This window comes from Novosphingobium sp. NFX11, assembly GCF_057376415.1.
Window position 1 is genome coordinate 457,382 of the sequence record NZ_CP080386.1, and the last position, 17,497, is coordinate 474,878.

Genomic DNA, 17,497 nt, shown 5'->3' on the forward strand with positions numbered 1-17,497 from the left:
CTTCCGAGCAGACCTGTTGGGTGTTGATCCCCATCAAGGCTCCGGGTAACGGGAAGACCCGCCTCGCTGGTGTCCTGGACGACGAGGGGCGCCGCCGGCTTGTCAACTCAATGCTCAGACACGTCGTCGATGTGGCGCTAAAGTGCGAAGTGGTGACGCGAGTGAGCCTTGTCGGGCCTGCGGATCATGGACTGGCGCCGATGGTGGACGTGCTTGACGACACCGTCGGGGAGCTAAACGCGGCGCTTCAAAGCGCCACTAAGGAGCTTCGCGGGGTGTACGAAGGCGTCGAGCGTATGGAGAAAAGTTGTCTCCCCCGCCGTGTTCTTCCCGCGCGATTCGTCATCGTTGCTGCTGATCTGCCGCAGATTAAGGTGTGCGATTTGACGAGCCTGACCCGTGTGCCGCGACGCTCGATTGGCATTGCCCCCGATCGCCACGGTACCGGAACAAATGCACTGTCTCTCCCCGCCGACGAGGCGAAATTTCGGTTCAGCTTTGGTATGAGCAGCTACGCGCTGCATAGCAATGAGGCGCGCCGCCTTAGTTACCGTGTCGAAACATTAATAAGCGACGGACTAGCGAAAGATATCGACGAGGCTGAAGATTTGTCAGAAGCGTACTATCACAAGGTGCGACTAGACGATCCTAAAGGTAGGTCCCCTCGCTATTTTTAAGGCAGCGCCATTTTATACCGCCGAGGATTTGAATCAAGGTTTGTCCGAACGGTCGCCCCAGTATCACTTAAGTTGCCCTTAAAAAAATTATGGACACGGGTCTGGATGCCATGAACCTAGGCGGGATTGCCGACTCCGGGCGGCAGGAACCCCGAGCACCTTGGTAACGGCACCGATCTTACCCGCGATACGTTCCCAGCTGCCATGGAGGCCGCCGAGCGCGAGCGTCTTGCCACATGCCGCGACCTGTTTTTCGCGGCCATCATGGAGCAGATGGGCGGGAATAGTTCAACCAACCTTGACACGGACTGCGGCTCGTCCGCGCACTCTTTCTCTGACTTTTGCTGTCCGACCTACGAGGTGACCGAGACGATATTTGCCAAGACGATAATTCGGTAGCGATGGCGGCGGCTGAGCGACGTGGCACCTGCTCGGCGTTCACTGATCCGCTGGCTGCCCTACGCCGTCGAACAGCATATCGATGATAGCATCGGCGATATCGTCGGTGTCCATATCGCCCCGGGGTGAGTACCAATCTAAAGCGTAGATTGAACTTCCCACGAGTATGAAGCGTAAAATCGTTTGCTGAACGCCAGCTCGGATCTCTCCCGCTTCGACGCCATCCGAAATTAGCTTGCGCCAAAAATTGCCGTAGTCGCGGGGCTTGTTGAGGTGACGAGCCCGAACTTCCGGCGGGACCTGATTAATGATCTTCCAGTAAGCTACGATGAAGTCGTCGCGTAGCAGCATGTGATGTAAGTGAGCGCGATACGCAGTTCGGATCTTGGTCCGATGCGAGGCAGTGGGCGGTAATGAGGCGACTGCCTGCGTCACGATCTCCGCCACTCCGGTGGTGCCCGAGTTCAAGACCTCCTCGACCAGCTCTTCCTTGGAAGCAAAGTGGTAGTACATACTACCTGCATAGGTTCCTGCCTTACGACCAATTTCGCTCAGCGTTGCGCGCGCGTACCCCTTATTTTTGAACACCTTGGCGGCCGCCTCGAGGATAGCTTGGTGCTTCAAGTCCGACTTCTTGCGCCTGCCTCGAGCTGCTGGGGAGCAAGGTTCACCCTCGTTGGGCGGATCAACCACTGCGTCTGGCTCTGCCTGTCCCATGATTGCCTCTGGCTGTACCGATGTCTTGCGAGCCGAGGCCGCGCGCCGACGCTTCTTCGGCGCTATCTCGCCATCGATCTGCCGAGTGGCGATCTCGGTAGATCCTTCATCCTCGTGTTTCGCGTCGACCATTCTACCTACCTTATTCGTGCCTTGCCTAAAAACCCTAACAGTTAGAATTTATCTCGCAACCTGCACATGCCCGGATTTTGCGCGCGGATCGAAAATGGTCTCTCTTTCGGCGCGCCACAGCGCCGCAACAGCGCTGATCGTCTAGGCTCAGCTATTCCGTCCATGGACATTTTCTAAACCTTGTTGCACTTTGACTGTGCCGAGCTTATCATCGGATTGCGCACACCGGGAGCGCTCAACATGCAAGGCGGTGACTTGCTCCGGTCATCATGGAGAGAGATGGGATGAGCGAACAGACTACACCGATGGGACTTAAGGTCTTGCCGCTGACGAGTGTCGGCGTTCGGATCGAAGGCCTAGATTTGGCCCGTCTGGACGATCCAACCCTTCGCACGGAACTTTACGATCTGTGGCTCGAGCACGGTATCATTCTGTTCCGAGGAACCGGCGCCGATCGCGAGCAACATCTGAAGCTGAGCCGGGTCTTCGGCGAACTCGAAGTTCATCCCATCCCGCGCATTCGGGTCCCGGGCCAAGAAGATCTCGTTGAGATACGCGAGGAGGGCGGCTACTACATGATCGAGGGTCAGCTCGTCGGTGGTTTCATCCCTTGGCACCAAGACACATGCTATACGCCGGACATCTGCAAGGGTGCTGTCCTGTACATGGACACACCGGCCGAGAGCGGTGGGCAGACCGGATGGATTGACACTGCCAAGGCCTTCGACGCGTTGCCGCCTGAACTGCGCGAGCGCGCGGAAGGTAAGGAAGTTTCAATGTTCGTGCACAACGCCAAGCCCGATGGCATGCGGTTCGTGCAGCATGAGCGCTCCTTCCGCCGGCCGAAGGCGGATGAGTGGGAAGGTGAGAGCCTCACGATGCCGGTGTTCCCGCCGGTGGTGCACCCGCTGGTCGTTACCCATCCCGAGTCCGGTCGCAAGTCGCTTTCGATCAGCCCATCGAACGTCGAGGCGGTCCTTGGGGTGAGCCGTGACGAAAGCGAGGAGCTGCTGTGGGCGCTCACGCAGCATGTGCTCAAGCCCGCGTTCCGCTACGTTCATCAGTGGGAAAAGGGCGACATGATGCTGTGGGACAACCGCCGCACACTTCACCAGGCCTATGGTTGGCCCGTCGGCGTGCCGCGCAAGGCGTTCCGCACTACCTTGGAAGGGGCGATGCGCTCCGGCCGTTATCTTGAACCCGAAGAATTCAGCCCTCGGCCCTGATTGGCTGTCATCGTCCAAGAAGGCCGGAGCCGTCGCATTCCTGCGCGTCCGGCGAGTTTTGAAAGGTAGCCAGCATGGCAAGATTCAAGTTCATCGTCCTCTCAAACTCAGTTGAGGGTCAGGATGAAGAGTTCAACGATTGGTATAGCAACCAGCACATTCGCGATGTCGTAGAAACGCCCGGCTTCGTGAGGGCAGAGAGGTCCAAGATCTGCCCGACTGACGGGGACGACCGCCGCTATGAATACCTGGCCATTTACGAGATGGACAGCAACAGCGCGGAAGAGGCCGCGGCGACGGTGAAGGAGCTGTTCGAGCGCGGCCGCGGCGGCCAGATGATAATGTCCTCTGCACTGGATACGCAGGACCTTCTTTCGGCCGTGTTCGAGACCATCGAAGGCGCGACCACCCCTTGAATTAAATGCCAGTTTGCCGCCCGCCGTAAGGGGGCGGCAATCTGCCAAACCTTGTCGTCTGCTCACTTCAGGCCCTGCTGAGCGTCCGGCTTCAAGCGGATAGCTCGTCAACGACGGTCGAATGGCGACTTACACAAAGCGGCGCTGCCTAGCATAGGCGCTGTTCTAACTTACCCATTGAGGCGAGACATCATGCACGTCAGTGATCGCGCAAGCAAAATTGCGGCCCAAGTCGAGAGCTTTGTGCGCGAGGTCGTGGTACCTTACGAAAAGGACGGTAGGCGCGACCACCATGACGCGCCCACTGACGAACTCGTCATGGAGATGCGGGAAAAGGCGCGAACAGCCGGCGTCCTGACGCCGCACATTCTTCCCGACGGCGGCCATCTCACCCAACGCGAGACTGCGGTCGTGCTGCAAAAGTCCGGGCTCTCGCCGCTCGGGCCGCTGGCCGTCAACACGAACGCGCCCGACGAAGGAAACATGTACCTGCTCGGGAAGGTCGGGAGTCCCCGGCTTAAGGAGCGCTTCCTCGAGCCACTGGTTGCTGGACGCGCTCGCTCGGCGTTTTTCATGACCGAGCCGGCATCAGAAGGCGGTGCTGGCTCGGACCCGTCGATGATGAAGACGTTGTGCCGCCAGGACGGGAAACATTGGGTCATAAACGGCCGGAAGGCGTTCATCACCGGGGCGCAAGGCGCGAGCGTCGGCATCATCATGGCCAAGTCGGACGAGGGGGCCTGCATGTTCCTGGTCGACTTGCCGAATCCGGCGATCCGCATCGAGCGTATTCCCAACACGATCGACAGCTCGATGCCCGGAGGACACTCAACCGTCGCTATTGAGAACCTACGGGTCCCAGCGGACCAAATGCTCGGCAATGCAGGCGAGGGCTTCAAGTACGCGCAAGTGCGGCTGAGCCCGGCAAGGCTGTCGCACTGCATGCGCTGGCACGGAGCTGCGACCCGGGCGAACGAGATTGCCTCTGCCTATGCCTGCAAGCGTGAGGCGTTTGGCAAGTCTCTTATCGATCACGAGGGCGTCGGCTTCATGTTGGCGGAGAACCTTATCGACCTCAAGCAGTCGGAACTGATGATAGACTGGTGCGCCAGCGTGCTGGACTCAGGGTCGCTCGGCACGGTCGAAAGTTCCATGGCTAAGGTCGCGGTGTCCGAAGCGCTGATGCGCGTCGCCGACCGCTGCGTGCAAGTCATGGGCGGGACGGGGGTCACCCAGGACACCATCGTCGAGCAGGTGTTCCGCGAGATCCGCGCGTTTCGCATCTATGACGGTCCTACAGAGGTTCATAAATGGTCACTGGCCAAGAAGATCAAGCGCGATCACAGGAGCGGCGAAGAGGCGGGCCAGAAAGCATGAACCAGGCGCAGACCACTGGGGCCGAAAGCAACAGCGGCACTACCGCCGTGCGCGAGGCGCATCGCTTCGACGAAGCCGCGCTCGCGCGCTGGATGGAGGCGAACGTGCCTGGCTTTGCCGGTCCGATGACGGTCGAGCAGTTCGCCGGCGGCCAATCCAATCCGACCTATAAGCTCGTCACCCCTCTGCGCGCCTATGTACTGCGCCGCAAGCCGCCCGGCCAGCTCCTCAAGGGCGCCCATGCGATTGATCGCGAGGCCAAAGTGCTGACCGCGCTCGGAACGGCAGGATTTCCGGTGGCGCACATCCATGGCCTATGCACTGACGACGAGGTCATCGGCACTTGGTTCTACGTGATGGACATGGTCGAAGGCCGTATCGTATGGGATGCAACCTTCCCGGACGTATCGCGCGATGAGCGTCCCCGCTACTTCGATGCGATGAACGAGACGATGGCGCGGCTGCACACGCTGGACTATCAGGCGATCGGCTTGGGGGACTATGGGCGGCCGGGCAACTACTTCGAGCGCCAAATCTCCCGCTGGTCGAGGCAATACATTGAGGACACTGAGGCCGGTCGCGATCCTTACATGGATCGCCTGATCGAATGGCTCCCTGCGAACATCCCGGACGGTGACGAGACGCGCACCATCCACGGTGATTTTCGATGCGACAACCTCATCTTCCACCCGACTGAGCCGCGCGTCCTGGCGGTCCTAGATTGGGAATTGTCGACGCTTGGCCACCCACTCGCAGACTTCGCCTATCACGCGATGATGTATCGCATGCCGCCCCACATCGTGGCTGGGCTGGCGGGCGCCGACATTGCTGCGCTCAATATCCCCAGCGAGGTGGAGTACGTGAACGCGTACTGTGCACGCACCGGTCGCAGCGGGATCCCCGACTTCGACTTCTACGTCGCGTTCAACTTCTTCCGCTTCGCCGCGATCTTCCACGGCATCAAAGGCCGGGTGATTCGCGGCACGGCGTCTTCAGCTCAGGCACATGAGCGGGTCAAGGTGCTGCCGGAACTGACCGAACTGGCCTGGCGACAGGCAGTCCGAGCTGGAGCAAGCTAAATTTGGGCAGTGGGGCTGCTGACCAGCTGTGGACGCCCCAAAAGACGCAAGCGGCAATTGGAGGTCAGGCACGTCGCCGAATGCGGCCATCTGTCCGGCCTCTGATGCCGCACCGGCGGCTGCGGGCCAGTATGGGAGTTCGCGGACCGGAACCAACTCACCAAAGCGTGCTCGTGGCACGGTGGTTAGCGCTGGTTCTTCCCGCCCCGTCTCGTCGACTGTTGTGCCATTCGCACTCAAGACGAGCGGATCGGGATGGTTCCGAGTGGAACAACATGCTTCAACGAAGCCAATGGCTTGGTAGGTCCAGACTCGAGATATCCTGAGCTAAGGCAGAGCCGGGCGGAACGCGGTGCCGAGCAGCGACCCGCTGCCGCTGGAAACGTCCAAGCGCAGGGAGCCGCTGGTCTTCCAGGTAGGCGAAGGCGATCAGGGGCTGATCGTCGCTGGGCGTTATGCCCGCGGCGTGTTCGATCCGACTTTCTCCATCGACTATGGGCGTGCTCGACGAAGCGGGTTGCGTGACGTCGCGGGGCCGCAGGCCCTCTATTCGGGCGAGCTCACTGACGATGCGCGGGCTATTCATGATGCACGGGGGCGGTGCAGGCCTGAAAGATTGCCCGCGAAGAGGATCCGGCGTGATGTATTGGCATATGTCGTGACCGACTATGATCCATCTACTGCGGGACCGGCCGAGGTGGCCGGTCATCTGCAGGAGTGGTTCGGGGGTCGCGCGGTGGCCGGGGTCAGGATCCTGTCCGGTGTCTATGATGACCGCGTCAACGCTTTCGTCGATGATGTCATCTCGATCCTTCAGGCCTGCGGCCTGTTCCAAAAGAGGTACGAGGACGAGACGCTTTGCGACCACATAGGGGCACCGCCGAAGTATGGACACGAACCTTGCATCATTTATTGATTCGAGGCGACAGATCTGCCGCGAGCGCGGCATAGCGCCGTGACACGAGTAGAGAGCGGTTACCTCGCCTTGCCAATAATTCAAAGATACATTAGAAATTGGCGTTTAGCGGCTTGCATCGATCGCGGCGGCCGCAACCAGCATTGAAATGGAAGACCATGGCCCCTGCTGACTGTGCATTGATGGACCACCTCCTGTCGGCGCCGTTGCGTGAGTTGCAAGCGGAGGCGCGCCATCGCCGTGCCGCACGGGGGCCGGCGCGGATGACCTATTCGGCCAAGGTCTTCATTCCCTTGACGCGGCTGTGCGCCGACGTGTGTCACTACTGCACCTTCGCGACGACGCCCTCACACCTGGAGGCTCCGTACCTGTCGCTTGAGCAGGTGCTCGACATCGCGCGGCAAGGTGCGGCGGCGGGGTGCAAGGAGGCGCTGTTCACCTTAGGTGATGCGCCTGAACGTCGTTATGCAGTTGCGCGCGACTGGCTCGGCCAGCACGGGTTCGAGCGCACGATCGACTATGTGCGCGCTTGTGCGCAGGTCGTGCTCAAGGAAACCGGGCTGCTCCCGCACATCAACGCCGGGGTGCTGACCGAGGACGACTGGCGCATGCTGCGCCCCGTCATGGCATCGGGCGGGCTGATGCTGGAGAGCACGTCCGAACGCCTGATGGAGAATGGTGCGGCGCACCATGGCTCGCCCGACAAGGACCCTGCGGTCCGGCTTGCCTCCTTGCAGCGGCCGGTATGGCGCGAGTGCCGATGACCAGCGGCATTCTGATCGGCATTGGCGAGACAACGGAAGAACGGATCGAGGCTCTTTTCGCCTTGCGCGACCTGCATGCCGGGCATGGTCAGTTGCAGGAAGTTATCGTGCAGAACTTCTGTCCCAAGCCGGGGACGAAAATGGCCAAAGCGTCCGAGGCCTCTGAAACGGACTTCCTGCGCGTAATTGCCGCGGCGCGCATTGTGCTGCCCGACGCGGTTTCGGTACAGGTACCGCCGAACCTTAACGATGAGCGCTTGGCCGAACTGATCAACTGCGGCATCGATGATTGGGGCGGGATCTCGCCGGTGACGCTCGACCACGTCAATCCCGAAGCGCCTTGGCCCGAGGTTGCGCATCTCGCCGCCATTTGCGCGGACGCGGGGCTTCCACTGGTGGAGCGGCTGACGATCTATCCTCGGTTTCTATCCACCGACGACCGCGAATGGGTGGATGGCGGGATCCGTCCGGCGATGCTCAAGCTGTCGGACAGTGAGGGCTTGGCACGCGACAGCCGCTGGAGCCCGGGCCTTGCCGGCCCGGCACCGGGATCGCCCAAAGAGCCGCTCGGTGCGCGGCACGACGGGCCGGTCGCTTCCCAGCTTCACCGGCTCCTCGATCGGGCGGCTTCGGGAGTGGGACTGTCCGAGGTGGATGTCACCGCGCTGTTCGCCACGCGCGGCGCCGCAGCGCAGGCGGTGGTTGAGGCGGCGGACGCCTTGCGCGCCGAAGTTAATGGGCCGTCGGTGACTTACGTCGTCAACCGCAACATCAATTACACCAACATCTGCACACATACCTGTTCGTTCTGCGCCTTCTCCAAGACCAGCAGCAAAGGCGGCCTGCGCGACAAGCCTTACAATCTCGATCTGGCCGAGATCGCCGGGCGTGCCCGAGAGGCAGTGGAGCGGGGCGCCACCGAAGTCTGCCTGCAGGGCGGGATCCATCCCAGCTACACCGGAGACACGTACCTCGCGATCCTGCGTGCGGTGAAGGCAGAGTGCCCGGACCTGCACGTACATGCCTTCTCGCCGCTGGAGGTAAGCCAGGGCGCGCGTACACTGGCCATGCCGGTGATCGATTACTTACGCCGGCTGAAAGACGCTGGCCTCGGATCGCTGCCGGGCACCGCTGCGGAGATTTTGAGCGACGACATCCGCGCGCAGATCTGCCCGGACAAGTTGACCACACAAGAATGGCTCGATGTAGTCGGCGCGGCGCACACGATCGGGCTGCCGACCACGTCAACGATCATGTTCGGCCATCTCGAACGCCCGGAGCACTGGGCCCGGCACTTGCTCGCACTGCGCCATCAACAAAGTGAGACCGGCGGCTTCACCGAGTTCGTGCCATTGCCCCTCGTGCATATGGAGGCGCCGTTCTACCGCCGCGGCCAGAGCCGCAAGGGCCCGACCTGGCGCGAGGCGGTGATGATGCATGCGGTCGCCCGACTGGCACTGCACGGCTCGATCCCGTCTATCCAGTGCTCGTGGGTGAAGCTGGGCGTCGACGGTGCAGCAGCCGTGCTCGCGGCGGGCGCCAACGACCTTGGGGGTGTACTGATGAACGAGAGCATCAGCCGTGCCGCAGGTGCCAGCCACGGACAGGACGTCAGCGTCGACGACCTGCGTGCAGCAGCAGCTGCTGCCGGTCGTCCGCTCAAGCGCCGCACCACGCTGTACGGCGACCCCAAGGTGCTGGAGCGCGTGCCGCAGCCGACTTGATAGCAAAATTGCTCAAGGGGCGGAATTGCTGCAAGCGTTTCTAAAGGCAGCGGCTACTGGGCGTTGTCGTTCCCATGTCGATCAGCGCGCCGGGGAAGCGTTGGAAGGCTTGCGGCGACGCTTGTCAACGCGCGGCGACTTCGCGATCTCGCGCGATCGCATTTTCATGGCCGGAAACTGCGCACGAGGCGATGAATGCTTGGACCAGCGCATCACGATTTAGCGGCGCGCGTTGTTTGTCCCAAGGCCCCGCGAGCCTTTCAGTTCCTCAAACGTGAGCCCGGTGCAGTAGGCTGGCGTGCCAGCCTGCTGGCGCCACGATCCGGCAAGGTCGCTAGAACCGAGCGCATCGAAGCCGGTTTTGTTTGACCAATCCTTGTGCAATCGCCTTCCCTCGCCGGTCGTGGCCCGCGACCGGATGGCGATGCGGCCAGATGTTCCCTACAGCGATCCGAGCTCCACCAGCGTGTCGGCGGGGATGGCGTTGAAAACCTTTATCACGGGGCGACCAAGCCGCTTGCTGACTCATACGCTTTCGGGTTCGCCATCGTCGACTTCGGGGATTTGTCCCGCCGAAAGGGTAATAGTGGAGGTATCGATCACCACCACATCCGCAGGCACATCAGTGAGCAGCGATGCGGCATCGGGCGTTGTCGCGAACGGGATCGACAGGATGATCACGTCCACATCCTTTTCGGCGCGCGAGGCGCTGACTGGGTCGGCTCCAATTTCCTTCGCCTGATCGCGCCCGGCGTCCGCTCTCCTCGATCCGGCGAGCTTGATGGAATGGCCGGCGGACGAAAGCGTGCGCGCAATCGTCCCACCGATGTCGCCGGTCCGATGATGCCCATTCTCATGATCGTTCCTTTTGGGTCTTTAAGGGTAATGGCAACTGGACCGCCGCAACTATCTAAGGTCTATTAGAAATATGTTGCGCGGTTTTGGCGTGGTAGCTACGCATCGTCAGATGCCGCGATGGCCTGCCGCCAGTCTGGTCACCGAGCCGCACATGGGAGAACGAGATGGGCGAGGGCGTTACGGTCACGGTCGATTACCTCTTCAAGCCAGGTCTTGCGGATGAATTCTGCAAGGTCTTGCCGCGTGTTTTGCCAGATACCGCCCGATCTGCGGGCTTTCGGGATTTTAGAGCAGTGCGTCATGGCTCCGAGCCGGACCGTGTTCTGCTGTTGCAAACCTGGGATGACGAGACTTCCTACAGGGAGTACATCGAATGGCGCACGCAGCGAGGCGATGTGGGGTTGGTCGAACAAATGGTTGTCCATGCGCGCACGGACGTTTGGCCCAACCTTGTTGTCAGTGCCTGACGATCTGGAGTGATCAGGCACGTCCGCGGCCCCGCGATCTGGTGCTTTGATAGTTCTCGCCGTCGCGGAGTGGAGGGCGTTCCTGTCAGACGCCGTTGAAGTGGTGGCTTGTGAGCCATCGACGTAGGGCCCTTCATGTAGGCGCACCCCGATAGGGAATACGACATGGCCCCCCGCTAAGTTCTTGACGCGCTCGGCGCTCCGACGCTATAATTGGTGTTAGAAAATGCCACTGCCTTCGTCGCCTCTGACACGGCTGTGAGTACAAATCGGGCGGGGAAATCACTATGCTTCACGGCAGCTATCGTTTGGCGGCAGGCGTCTCATTTTCAGTGCTGGCTGCGTTGTCCGCATCGACCGCATCGGCGCAGGATCAAGTGCAGGCAGCCGCACTTGTTAGCCCCGAAGTAGGCCCAGCGGCGGACATTCCAGGCGAAATCATCGTTACCGCACAGCGTCGCCCCGAAAGCGCGCAGGATGTTCCGATTGCGGTATCAGCGATCTCCGCCGCGCAGGTCGAGCAGCTCGGCATCCATTCGCTTACCGATATCCAGATACTGACCCCGGGTGCCAGCTTTGGCGATGGCTATACATTCGCGCAACTTTACATCCGCGGGGTTGGGGCGCAAGTTGTCACCCCGGGTCTGGAGAGCCCCGTCGCGGTCTATAGCGAAGGCGTGTATTTGCAGCGCAGTCTGGGAGTAGCCGATCTTCTCGACCAGTATGATCCCGGCAGCATCCAAGTTCTGCGGGGACCACAGGGTACGCTCTATGGACGCAATGCAACGGGCGGCGCGGTGCTTATCGCCTCGGCCGACCCGACTGATCGCCTTGAGGGCGCCGCCTCGGCCGAATACGGACGTTTCGACCATGTGCAACTGGATGCGATGCTCAATCTGCCGATCACCCCGACACTGCGCTTGCGCCTGGCTGGGCGATACCGCGACGAAGACGGCTATGTGCGCAATCGGGCGGATGGCGATCGGCAAGGCGGGCGCAGGGTGAAGGCAGTCCGCGCCAAGCTCGCTTGGGAGCCAACCGACACCGCCGAGTTCCTGCTCACTGCCGAGTATCAGCGCAATCGCCGCGGCGCTGACCTCGAGCAATTGGGCGATGTCGGACCGAGCTGCCTATTATGCGCCAGTGCCGGTATCACCACCACGCCTGGCTTTTACGAGCAGGACGTCAACGGAGGGAATCGCCATCGCGGAGAACTATTTTCGACGAGCCTTCGAGCGCGCGTGGACGTCGGAGCACTGACTGTAACCAGCCTTACCGGCTACCGCTACGACAAGGATGTCGAGGCGACCGACCAAGATTTCACGCCGATCGACGCGTTCACCTTCCGCACGCCTAACACGGGCGGCAAGACCTTCACCCAGGATCTGCAGGTCGCCTCGCAACTGGATGGGCCACTCGACTTCCTAGCTGGCGCCTCGTATCTCCATGACAAGGGGATCTACGCAGTGCAGTTTTCGGGGGCACTGTTCCCCCCGGTGGGCGGCGAACTGCCAACCAGCACCAGCAGGACCACGACCGAGTCCATCTCCGTCTTCGGCGAGGCGTACTATGCCCTCACCGATCAACTCAAGCTGACAGCGGGTGGACGTTACACGTTCGATGACCGGCGCCTTGACGGCGACCTGAACGCCGGTTTTGGCGGGCCACTCGTCTTCAGCCAGAAGTTTGATTACAAGGCATTCACGCCGCGCTTCGTTTTAGCTTGGGACAACGGGCCTACGAACATCTATTACAGCTACTCGCGTGGGTTCAAGTCTGGCGGATTCTTCACTCCAGCACTTGGCCCGGTCGTCGACGTGACTCCCGAGAAGACCTATAGCCACGAACTAGGGGTAAAGTCGCGCGCGCTCGATAATCGACTGCGGATGAGCCTGGCGCTATTTTACTACAAGAACAAGAACCTCCAGACGACCGTGATCGACACTCTCGGTGGCGGCAGCCGGGCCATCAACGCTGGTGCGGTGAGAGGCTACGGCGCGGAGTTCGACGCCCAGTTCACTGCCGCCCAAGGACTGGTCATTGGTGGTTCCGTTAGCTACCTGGACGCCGAATACACCAGCTTCCCAAACGCTTTGGTTAAATGCCTCGACACAGGCCCGCTGGCCAGTCCTGCCCTCTCGCCGCTGTTCGAATGTGCTCAGGATCTTGGCGGAGTACGTCCGCCACACGCGCCGCGTTTCACTCTCGGTGGCTATGCGAACTACGACGTTGAACTGGGCGAATGGACTGCAAATTTCGCCGTGGTGGGACGCTACCAATCGGCGATCAGCTTCTACCCGGGGGCGGGGGCGTGCCAGGACGGGCCGTAGACTTGACCGGGACCGGCCATCTCGCAGGCTCGCCGATCGGCTACGATCGCCAGAGTGGCTATACCATCGTCAACCTTTCAGCTTACGTAAGTCCTCCTGGCGCCCGCACGAGGGTGGGGTTCTATGTCGACAACGCGCTTAATACAAAATACACAAACTTCAAGGTGACGAGCGCACCCTTCGGCATGATCTATGCCGCCGCCAAGCCGATCACGTATGGAGCCCGCGTGTCGTATCGCTTCTAGCTCCCTTAGCGTGAACGCCAGCCACAGTCGCTCGGCGCAGGGCCCTCCTTCGCAGCCTGATGCGCCGCATCTGCAACGTACTGTCTCTAAGCCGAGGAGTGAAAAGCGTGGCGCGCATATTCATTACGGGGTCCTCGACCGGGATCGGCTTGCACACAGCCAAGCAGCTCGCGCGCAAGGGGCACTTAGTCGTTCTTCACGCTCGTAGTGCCGAGCGTGCCGAGGTCGCTATTTCCGCGGTAGCTGGCGCTGGAATGGTCATCGGGGATGCCGCCACGCTTGCGGGCATGAGTTCAATTGCTGAACAGGCGAATGGACTGGGTCCGTTTGATGCTGTGATTCACAATGTCGGCGTAGGCCACGAAGGTCGCGATCGTGCAGTCACCGCCGAAGGCCTGGCGCGCACTTTCGCAGTGAACGTGCTGGCCCCGTACGTCCTCACCGCGAGGATCACGCGGCCGGCGCGGCTGATATACCTTAGCTCCAGTGTACATCCTACCGGCTCAGCAAAGCTCGATGATCCGCAGTGGGAATGTCGGCGCTGGGATGGAGATCAGGCCTACTGTGACAGCAAGATGCTCGACACAATGCTGGCGCTCGCAGTCGCGCGGCATTGGTCCGATGTTCTTTCCAACGCAGTCGACCCGGGGTGGGTGGCCACCCGAATGGGCGGCGAGGGCGCGCCAGACAGTTACGACGAGGGGAGCGATACACAAACGTGGCTTGCTGTCAGCAACGACGCAGCGGCAAAAGTAAGTGGCGGTTACTTCTACCGACGAGCGCAAAGGAGCCCGGCGGCAGCGGCCCGGGACGAGGCCAAGCAGGAGAAGTTGCTTGAATACTGCTACGTGCTTTCGGGTGTCAAACTGCCTTAACGTCTTCTAGCGCTGGTTCGGATTTCGGGACGCGCTATGCTTTGCCGCCTTGCCCGTCGAGCACGAGTTGCTCATCCGCTTTCGATCGCATGAGAGGCCGCACTCTGATCCTAGGTGCCGAATGAGCCGGGTAGTCTGCCCTTTGGTACGCTCTGCCGTGAGAGGACAAGAGTACGGGCGATCGAGTCTTCCGGCACCGAAAGCGCGTGAGGTATCAATGCTACCTCACTCTGCGCGGCAACTGCATCTGTATTTAGAACAGCTGCTTAGCATCGCATTTGTGCTCGTCGTGGGTTTGACGGACTCTTACGGTTGCTTAGATTCTTAAGTGCAGCATGTGCCCGAACAAAATGTTGGACAACGCTGACGCAAGGCTGCAATGCATGTCGTATTAGAACAGCGGTTAGGAAATATGTCAGCCAATATCGCCGAAATGGAGAAGCGCCGGTCGGCCGCCAAGCTGGGCGGCGGGCAGAGGCGCATCGATGCGCAGCACGCCAAGGGCAAGCTCACCGCGCGTGAACGCCTCGACGTTCTGCTCGACGAGGACAGCTTTGAGGAGATGGACCTGTACGTCGAGCATGACTGCGTCGACTTCGGCATGCAGGACCAGAAGATCCCCGGCGACGGCGTGGTCACCGGTTCGGGCACCATCAACGGCCGCCTCGTCTATGTGTTCAGCCAGGACTTCACGGTGTTCGGCGGCTCGCTCTCGGCCCGCCACGCGCAGAAGATCTGCAAGGTGATGGACGCCGCGCTCAAGGTCGGCGCGCCGGTGATCGGCCTCAACGATTCGGGCGGGGCGCGCATCCAGGAAGGCGTCGCCTCGCTGGGCGGTTATGCCGACGTGTTCCAGCGCAACGTCCTCGCCTCGGGCGTGGTGCCGCAGCTTTCCCTCATCATGGGCCCCTGCGCGGGCGGCGCGGTCTATTCGCCCGCGATGACCGACTTCATCTTCATGGTGAAGGACAGCTCGTACATGTTCGTGACCGGCCCCGAGGTGGTCAAGACGGTGACGAACGAGATCGTGACGCAGGAAGAACTGGGCGGCGCGATCACGCACTCCACGAAGACGTCGGTCTCCGACCTCGCGCTCGAGAACGACATCGAGGCGCTGCTTGCGGCGCGCGATTTCTTCGATTTCCTGCCCTCGTCCAACCGCGAAGATGTGCCGGAGCGTCCCTGTGCCGACGCCTGGGACCGTCTGGACCACAGCCTCGACACGATCATCCCGCCATCCGCCAACCAGCCATACGACATGCACGAAGTGCTTCGTAAGACGCTCGACGAGGGCGAGTTCTTCGAATTGCAGCCGCTGCACGCGGGCAACATCCTGATCGGTTTCGGCCGTGTCGAGGGCAAGACCGTGGGCATCGTCGCCAACCAGCCGATGGTGCTGGCGGGCGTGCTCGACATCAACTCGTCCAAGAAGGCCGCGCGCTTCGTGCGTTTCTGCGACGCCTTCAACATCCCGATCGTCACCTTCGTCGACGTGCCCGGCTTCCTGCCCGGCACCGACCAGGAGCACAACGGCATCATCAAGCACGGCGCCAAGCTGCTGTTCGCCTATGCCGAGGCGACCGTGCCCAAAATCACCGTCATCACCCGCAAGGCCTACGGCGGCGCCTACGACGTCATGAGCTCGAAGCACCTGCGCGGCGACCTCAATTATGCCTGGCCCACCGCCGAGATCGCGGTGATGGGTGCCAAGGGCGCGGTGGAGATCATCTTCCGCGGCCAGGACGCGGACGGCATCGCCGCCAAGACCAAGGAATACGAGGACCGCTTCGCCAATCCCTTCGTGGCGGCGAGCCGGGGCTACATCGACGAGGTCATCTACCCGCACTCGACTCGTCGGCGCATCGCCCTTGGCCTGCGCAAGCTGAGCAACAAGGTCCTCGAGAACCCCTGGAAGAAGCACGACAACATCCCGCTCTAGTGAGTGACACACGCGCTCCTCGTTAACCCGAGCGGCGCGATCTGAACCGCGGAGGATAGAACTCATCATGGAAGACATATACATCGTAAGCGGCGTACGTACCGCGGTCGGCGATTTCGGCGGATCGCTCAAGTCGTTGATGCCGGCTGAACTGGGCACCTTGGTGGTCTCCGAAGCGCTTAAGCGTGCGAACGTAGCGCCTGAGGACGTGGAGCACGTTGTGATCGGCCAGGTCATGCCGACCAGCGCACGCGATGGAATGCTCAGCCGTATCATGGCGCTCAATTCGGGTATCCCCTCAAAGGTGCCGGCGCTGACTCTAAATCGCCTGTGCGGCTCCGGCGTGGAAGCGATCATCTCGGCGGCGCGGCTGATGCAATTGGGAGAGGCTTCGGTCACCGTAGCCGGCGGCGCCGAATCGATGTCGAACGTGCCCTATCATGACCACGGCGTGCGCTGGGGCAAGAAAATGGGAGCGAACACGCAGGAGGACGCACTGACACTGGGGTTGTCCGACGGCATCGGCGGCTATCACATGGGCATCACCGCCGAGAACCTCGCAGAGCGCCATCAGGTGACGCGTACCGACATGGACTCGCTTTCAGTCACGAGCCACCAGCGGGCCGCAATGGCGATCGCGGAAGGGCGCTTTAAGGAGCAGATCCTCCCGGTTGAGATCAAGACGCGTAAGAGCGTCACCGTGTTCGACACCGACGAGCACGTAAAGGGAGACACCACCTTGGAAGTGCTCGGCGCCATGCGCACGGCGTTCAAAAAGGATGGCGTGGTCACCGCCGGTAATGCCTCGGGCATCAACGACGGCGCTGCCGCGGTGGTTCTCGCGACCGCCGGCCAAGTCCAGAACCGCGGGCTGACACCGTTTGCCAGAATTGTCGCATGGGGTCACGCGGGCGTTGAGCCCGAGTATATGGGCGAGGGTCCGATTCAGGCCGTGCCAATCGCCCTCCAGCGCGCCGGTCTTAGTCTCGAGCAGATGGATGTGATCGAAAGCAACGAAGCTTTCGCGGCGCAGGCCTGCGCCGTCGCCAAGGTGCTCGGCTTCGACCCGGAGAAGGTCAATCCGAACGGCTCCGGCGTCTCGATCGGCCACCCGGTCGGCGCCACCGGTACCATGCTTACGATCAAGTGCATGTACGAATTGAAGCGCATTGGTGGCCGCTACGGCTTGATCACGATGTGCATTGGCGGTGGTCAGGGCATCGCGATGATTATCGAGAATGTCGCCCACGTCGAACTGGAGCAGGCTGCATGAAGATAGGCGGTCTCAATCATATCGGCGATGCCACGCCCTAGTTCGATGCGTCGATCACGCTGGAAAGGCCACACTGGGGAAAC

General features: G+C 61.4%; 16 protein-coding genes. 14 read left to right on the forward strand and 2 right to left on the reverse strand.

Annotated features, from left to right (window positions below; translation table 11 throughout):
• Positions 1-20 precede the first annotated feature (20 nt).
• Complete coding sequence (gene cofC, locus KZO24_RS28905) at positions 21-677, forward strand: 2-phospho-L-lactate guanylyltransferase (protein WP_486487816.1); 657 nt, start codon at positions 21-23, stop codon at positions 675-677.
• A gap of 438 nt (positions 678-1,115) precedes the next feature.
• Here the strand turns inward: cofC and KZO24_RS28910 are convergent, their stop codons facing one another.
• On the reverse strand, positions 1,116-1,925 hold the full coding sequence (locus KZO24_RS28910; protein ID WP_486487817.1) for a TetR/AcrR family transcriptional regulator: 810 nt from the start codon (positions 1,923-1,925) through the stop codon (positions 1,116-1,118).
• Between the two features lie 284 nt (positions 1,926-2,209).
• Between KZO24_RS28910 and KZO24_RS28915 the strand changes: the two genes are divergently transcribed.
• The 7 genes from KZO24_RS28915 (at position 2,210) to cofH (ending at position 9,427) form a co-directional block, all read left to right on the forward strand.
• A complete protein-coding gene (locus tag KZO24_RS28915; RefSeq protein WP_486487818.1) occupies positions 2,210-3,151 on the forward strand; it encodes a TauD/TfdA dioxygenase family protein in 942 nt (313 codons plus the stop codon).
• Positions 3,152-3,225: 74 nt separating this feature from the next.
• Positions 3,226-3,567, forward strand: a complete 342-nt coding sequence (locus KZO24_RS28920; protein WP_486487819.1) for a DUF4286 family protein — start codon at positions 3,226-3,228, stop codon at positions 3,565-3,567.
• 192 nt (positions 3,568-3,759) lie between these two features.
• Positions 3,760-4,944, forward strand: coding sequence for an acyl-CoA dehydrogenase family protein (locus tag KZO24_RS28925; RefSeq protein ID WP_486487820.1), 1,185 nt, complete (start codon positions 3,760-3,762; stop codon positions 4,942-4,944).
• The gene (locus KZO24_RS28930) at positions 4,941-6,023 is read left to right on the forward strand and encodes a phosphotransferase (protein ID WP_486487821.1); all 1,083 of its coding nucleotides are present in this window, start codon (positions 4,941-4,943) and stop codon (positions 6,021-6,023) included. Before KZO24_RS28925 ends, KZO24_RS28930 begins: the two co-directional genes overlap by 4 nt.
• Positions 6,024-6,375: 352 nt before the next feature.
• Positions 6,376-6,939 carry an LLM class oxidoreductase gene (locus KZO24_RS28935; protein WP_486487822.1) on the forward strand — a complete coding sequence of 188 codons (564 nt, stop codon included), beginning with the start codon at positions 6,376-6,378 and terminating at the stop codon, positions 6,937-6,939.
• A 263-nt stretch (positions 6,940-7,202) separates the two neighbouring features.
• A complete protein-coding gene (locus KZO24_RS28940) occupies positions 7,203-7,703 on the forward strand; it encodes a hypothetical protein (protein ID WP_486487823.1) in 501 nt (166 codons plus the stop codon).
• On the forward strand, positions 7,700-9,427 hold the full coding sequence (gene cofH, locus KZO24_RS28945; protein ID WP_486487824.1) for a 5-amino-6-(D-ribitylamino)uracil--L-tyrosine 4-hydroxyphenyl transferase CofH: 1,728 nt from the start codon (positions 7,700-7,702) through the stop codon (positions 9,425-9,427). Before KZO24_RS28940 ends, cofH begins: the two co-directional genes overlap by 4 nt.
• 525 nt (positions 9,428-9,952) lie before the next feature.
• On the opposite strand, the gene KZO24_RS28950 is transcribed toward cofH, so the two are convergent.
• Positions 9,953-10,255 (reverse strand): NAD(P)-binding domain-containing protein, encoded by a 303-nt coding sequence (locus tag KZO24_RS28950; protein WP_486488439.1) that lies wholly within the window; start codon positions 10,253-10,255, stop codon positions 9,953-9,955.
• A gap of 194 nt (positions 10,256-10,449) precedes the next feature.
• On the opposite strand from KZO24_RS28950, the gene KZO24_RS28955 reads away from it, so the two are divergent.
• From KZO24_RS28955 to bktB, 6 genes are all read left to right on the forward strand, one after another.
• On the forward strand, positions 10,450-10,752 hold the full coding sequence (locus KZO24_RS28955; protein ID WP_486487825.1) for a putative quinol monooxygenase: 303 nt from the start codon (positions 10,450-10,452) through the stop codon (positions 10,750-10,752).
• A gap of 287 nt (positions 10,753-11,039) precedes the next feature.
• Positions 11,040-13,082 carry a TonB-dependent receptor gene (locus KZO24_RS28960; RefSeq protein WP_486487826.1) on the forward strand — a complete coding sequence of 681 codons (2,043 nt, stop codon included), beginning with the start codon at positions 11,040-11,042 and terminating at the stop codon, positions 13,080-13,082.
• 2 nt (positions 13,083-13,084) lie between these two features.
• Positions 13,085-13,327 (forward strand): hypothetical protein, encoded by a 243-nt coding sequence (locus KZO24_RS28965; protein WP_486487827.1) that lies wholly within the window; start codon positions 13,085-13,087, stop codon positions 13,325-13,327.
• A 107-nt stretch (positions 13,328-13,434) separates the two neighbouring features.
• Positions 13,435-14,202: an SDR family NAD(P)-dependent oxidoreductase gene (locus KZO24_RS28970; RefSeq protein ID WP_486487828.1), complete on the forward strand. Its 768-nt coding sequence runs from the start codon at positions 13,435-13,437 to the stop codon at positions 14,200-14,202.
• Between the two features lie 412 nt (positions 14,203-14,614).
• Positions 14,615-16,141, forward strand: a complete 1,527-nt coding sequence (locus KZO24_RS28975; protein WP_486487829.1) for an acyl-CoA carboxylase subunit beta — start codon at positions 14,615-14,617, stop codon at positions 16,139-16,141.
• Positions 16,142-16,208: 67 nt separating this feature from the next.
• Complete coding sequence (gene bktB, locus KZO24_RS28980; protein ID WP_486487830.1) at positions 16,209-17,414, forward strand: beta-ketothiolase BktB; 1,206 nt, start codon at positions 16,209-16,211, stop codon at positions 17,412-17,414.
• Positions 17,415-17,497: the final 83 nt, after the last annotated feature.

What these genes read in the sequence shown, in the direction of transcription:
- KZO24_RS28955 (WP_486487825.1), top strand. Translation starts at nt 10,450, where the DNA reads ATGGGCGAGGGCGTTACGGTCACGGTCGATTACCTCTTCAAGCCAGGT.
- KZO24_RS28975 (WP_486487829.1), top strand. Translation starts at nt 14,615, where the DNA reads ATGTCAGCCAATATCGCCGAAATGGAGAAGCGCCGGTCGGCCGCCAAG.
- bktB (WP_486487830.1), top strand. Translation starts at nt 16,209, where the DNA reads ATGGAAGACATATACATCGTAAGCGGCGTACGTACCGCGGTCGGCGAT.
- KZO24_RS28940 (WP_486487823.1), top strand. Translation starts at nt 7,203, where the DNA reads ATGACCTATTCGGCCAAGGTCTTCATTCCCTTGACGCGGCTGTGCGCC.
- KZO24_RS28960 (WP_486487826.1), top strand. Translation starts at nt 11,040, where the DNA reads ATGCTTCACGGCAGCTATCGTTTGGCGGCAGGCGTCTCATTTTCAGTG.
- cofH (WP_486487824.1), top strand. Translation starts at nt 7,700, where the DNA reads ATGACCAGCGGCATTCTGATCGGCATTGGCGAGACAACGGAAGAACGG.
- KZO24_RS28915 (WP_486487818.1), top strand. Translation starts at nt 2,210, where the DNA reads ATGAGCGAACAGACTACACCGATGGGACTTAAGGTCTTGCCGCTGACG.
- KZO24_RS28930 (WP_486487821.1), top strand. Translation starts at nt 4,941, where the DNA reads ATGAACCAGGCGCAGACCACTGGGGCCGAAAGCAACAGCGGCACTACC.
- KZO24_RS28910 (WP_486487817.1), bottom strand. Translation starts at nt 1,925, where the DNA reads ATGGTCGACGCGAAACACGAGGATGAAGGATCTACCGAGATCGCCACT.
- KZO24_RS28920 (WP_486487819.1), top strand. Translation starts at nt 3,226, where the DNA reads ATGGCAAGATTCAAGTTCATCGTCCTCTCAAACTCAGTTGAGGGTCAG.
- KZO24_RS28925 (WP_486487820.1), top strand. Translation starts at nt 3,760, where the DNA reads ATGCACGTCAGTGATCGCGCAAGCAAAATTGCGGCCCAAGTCGAGAGC.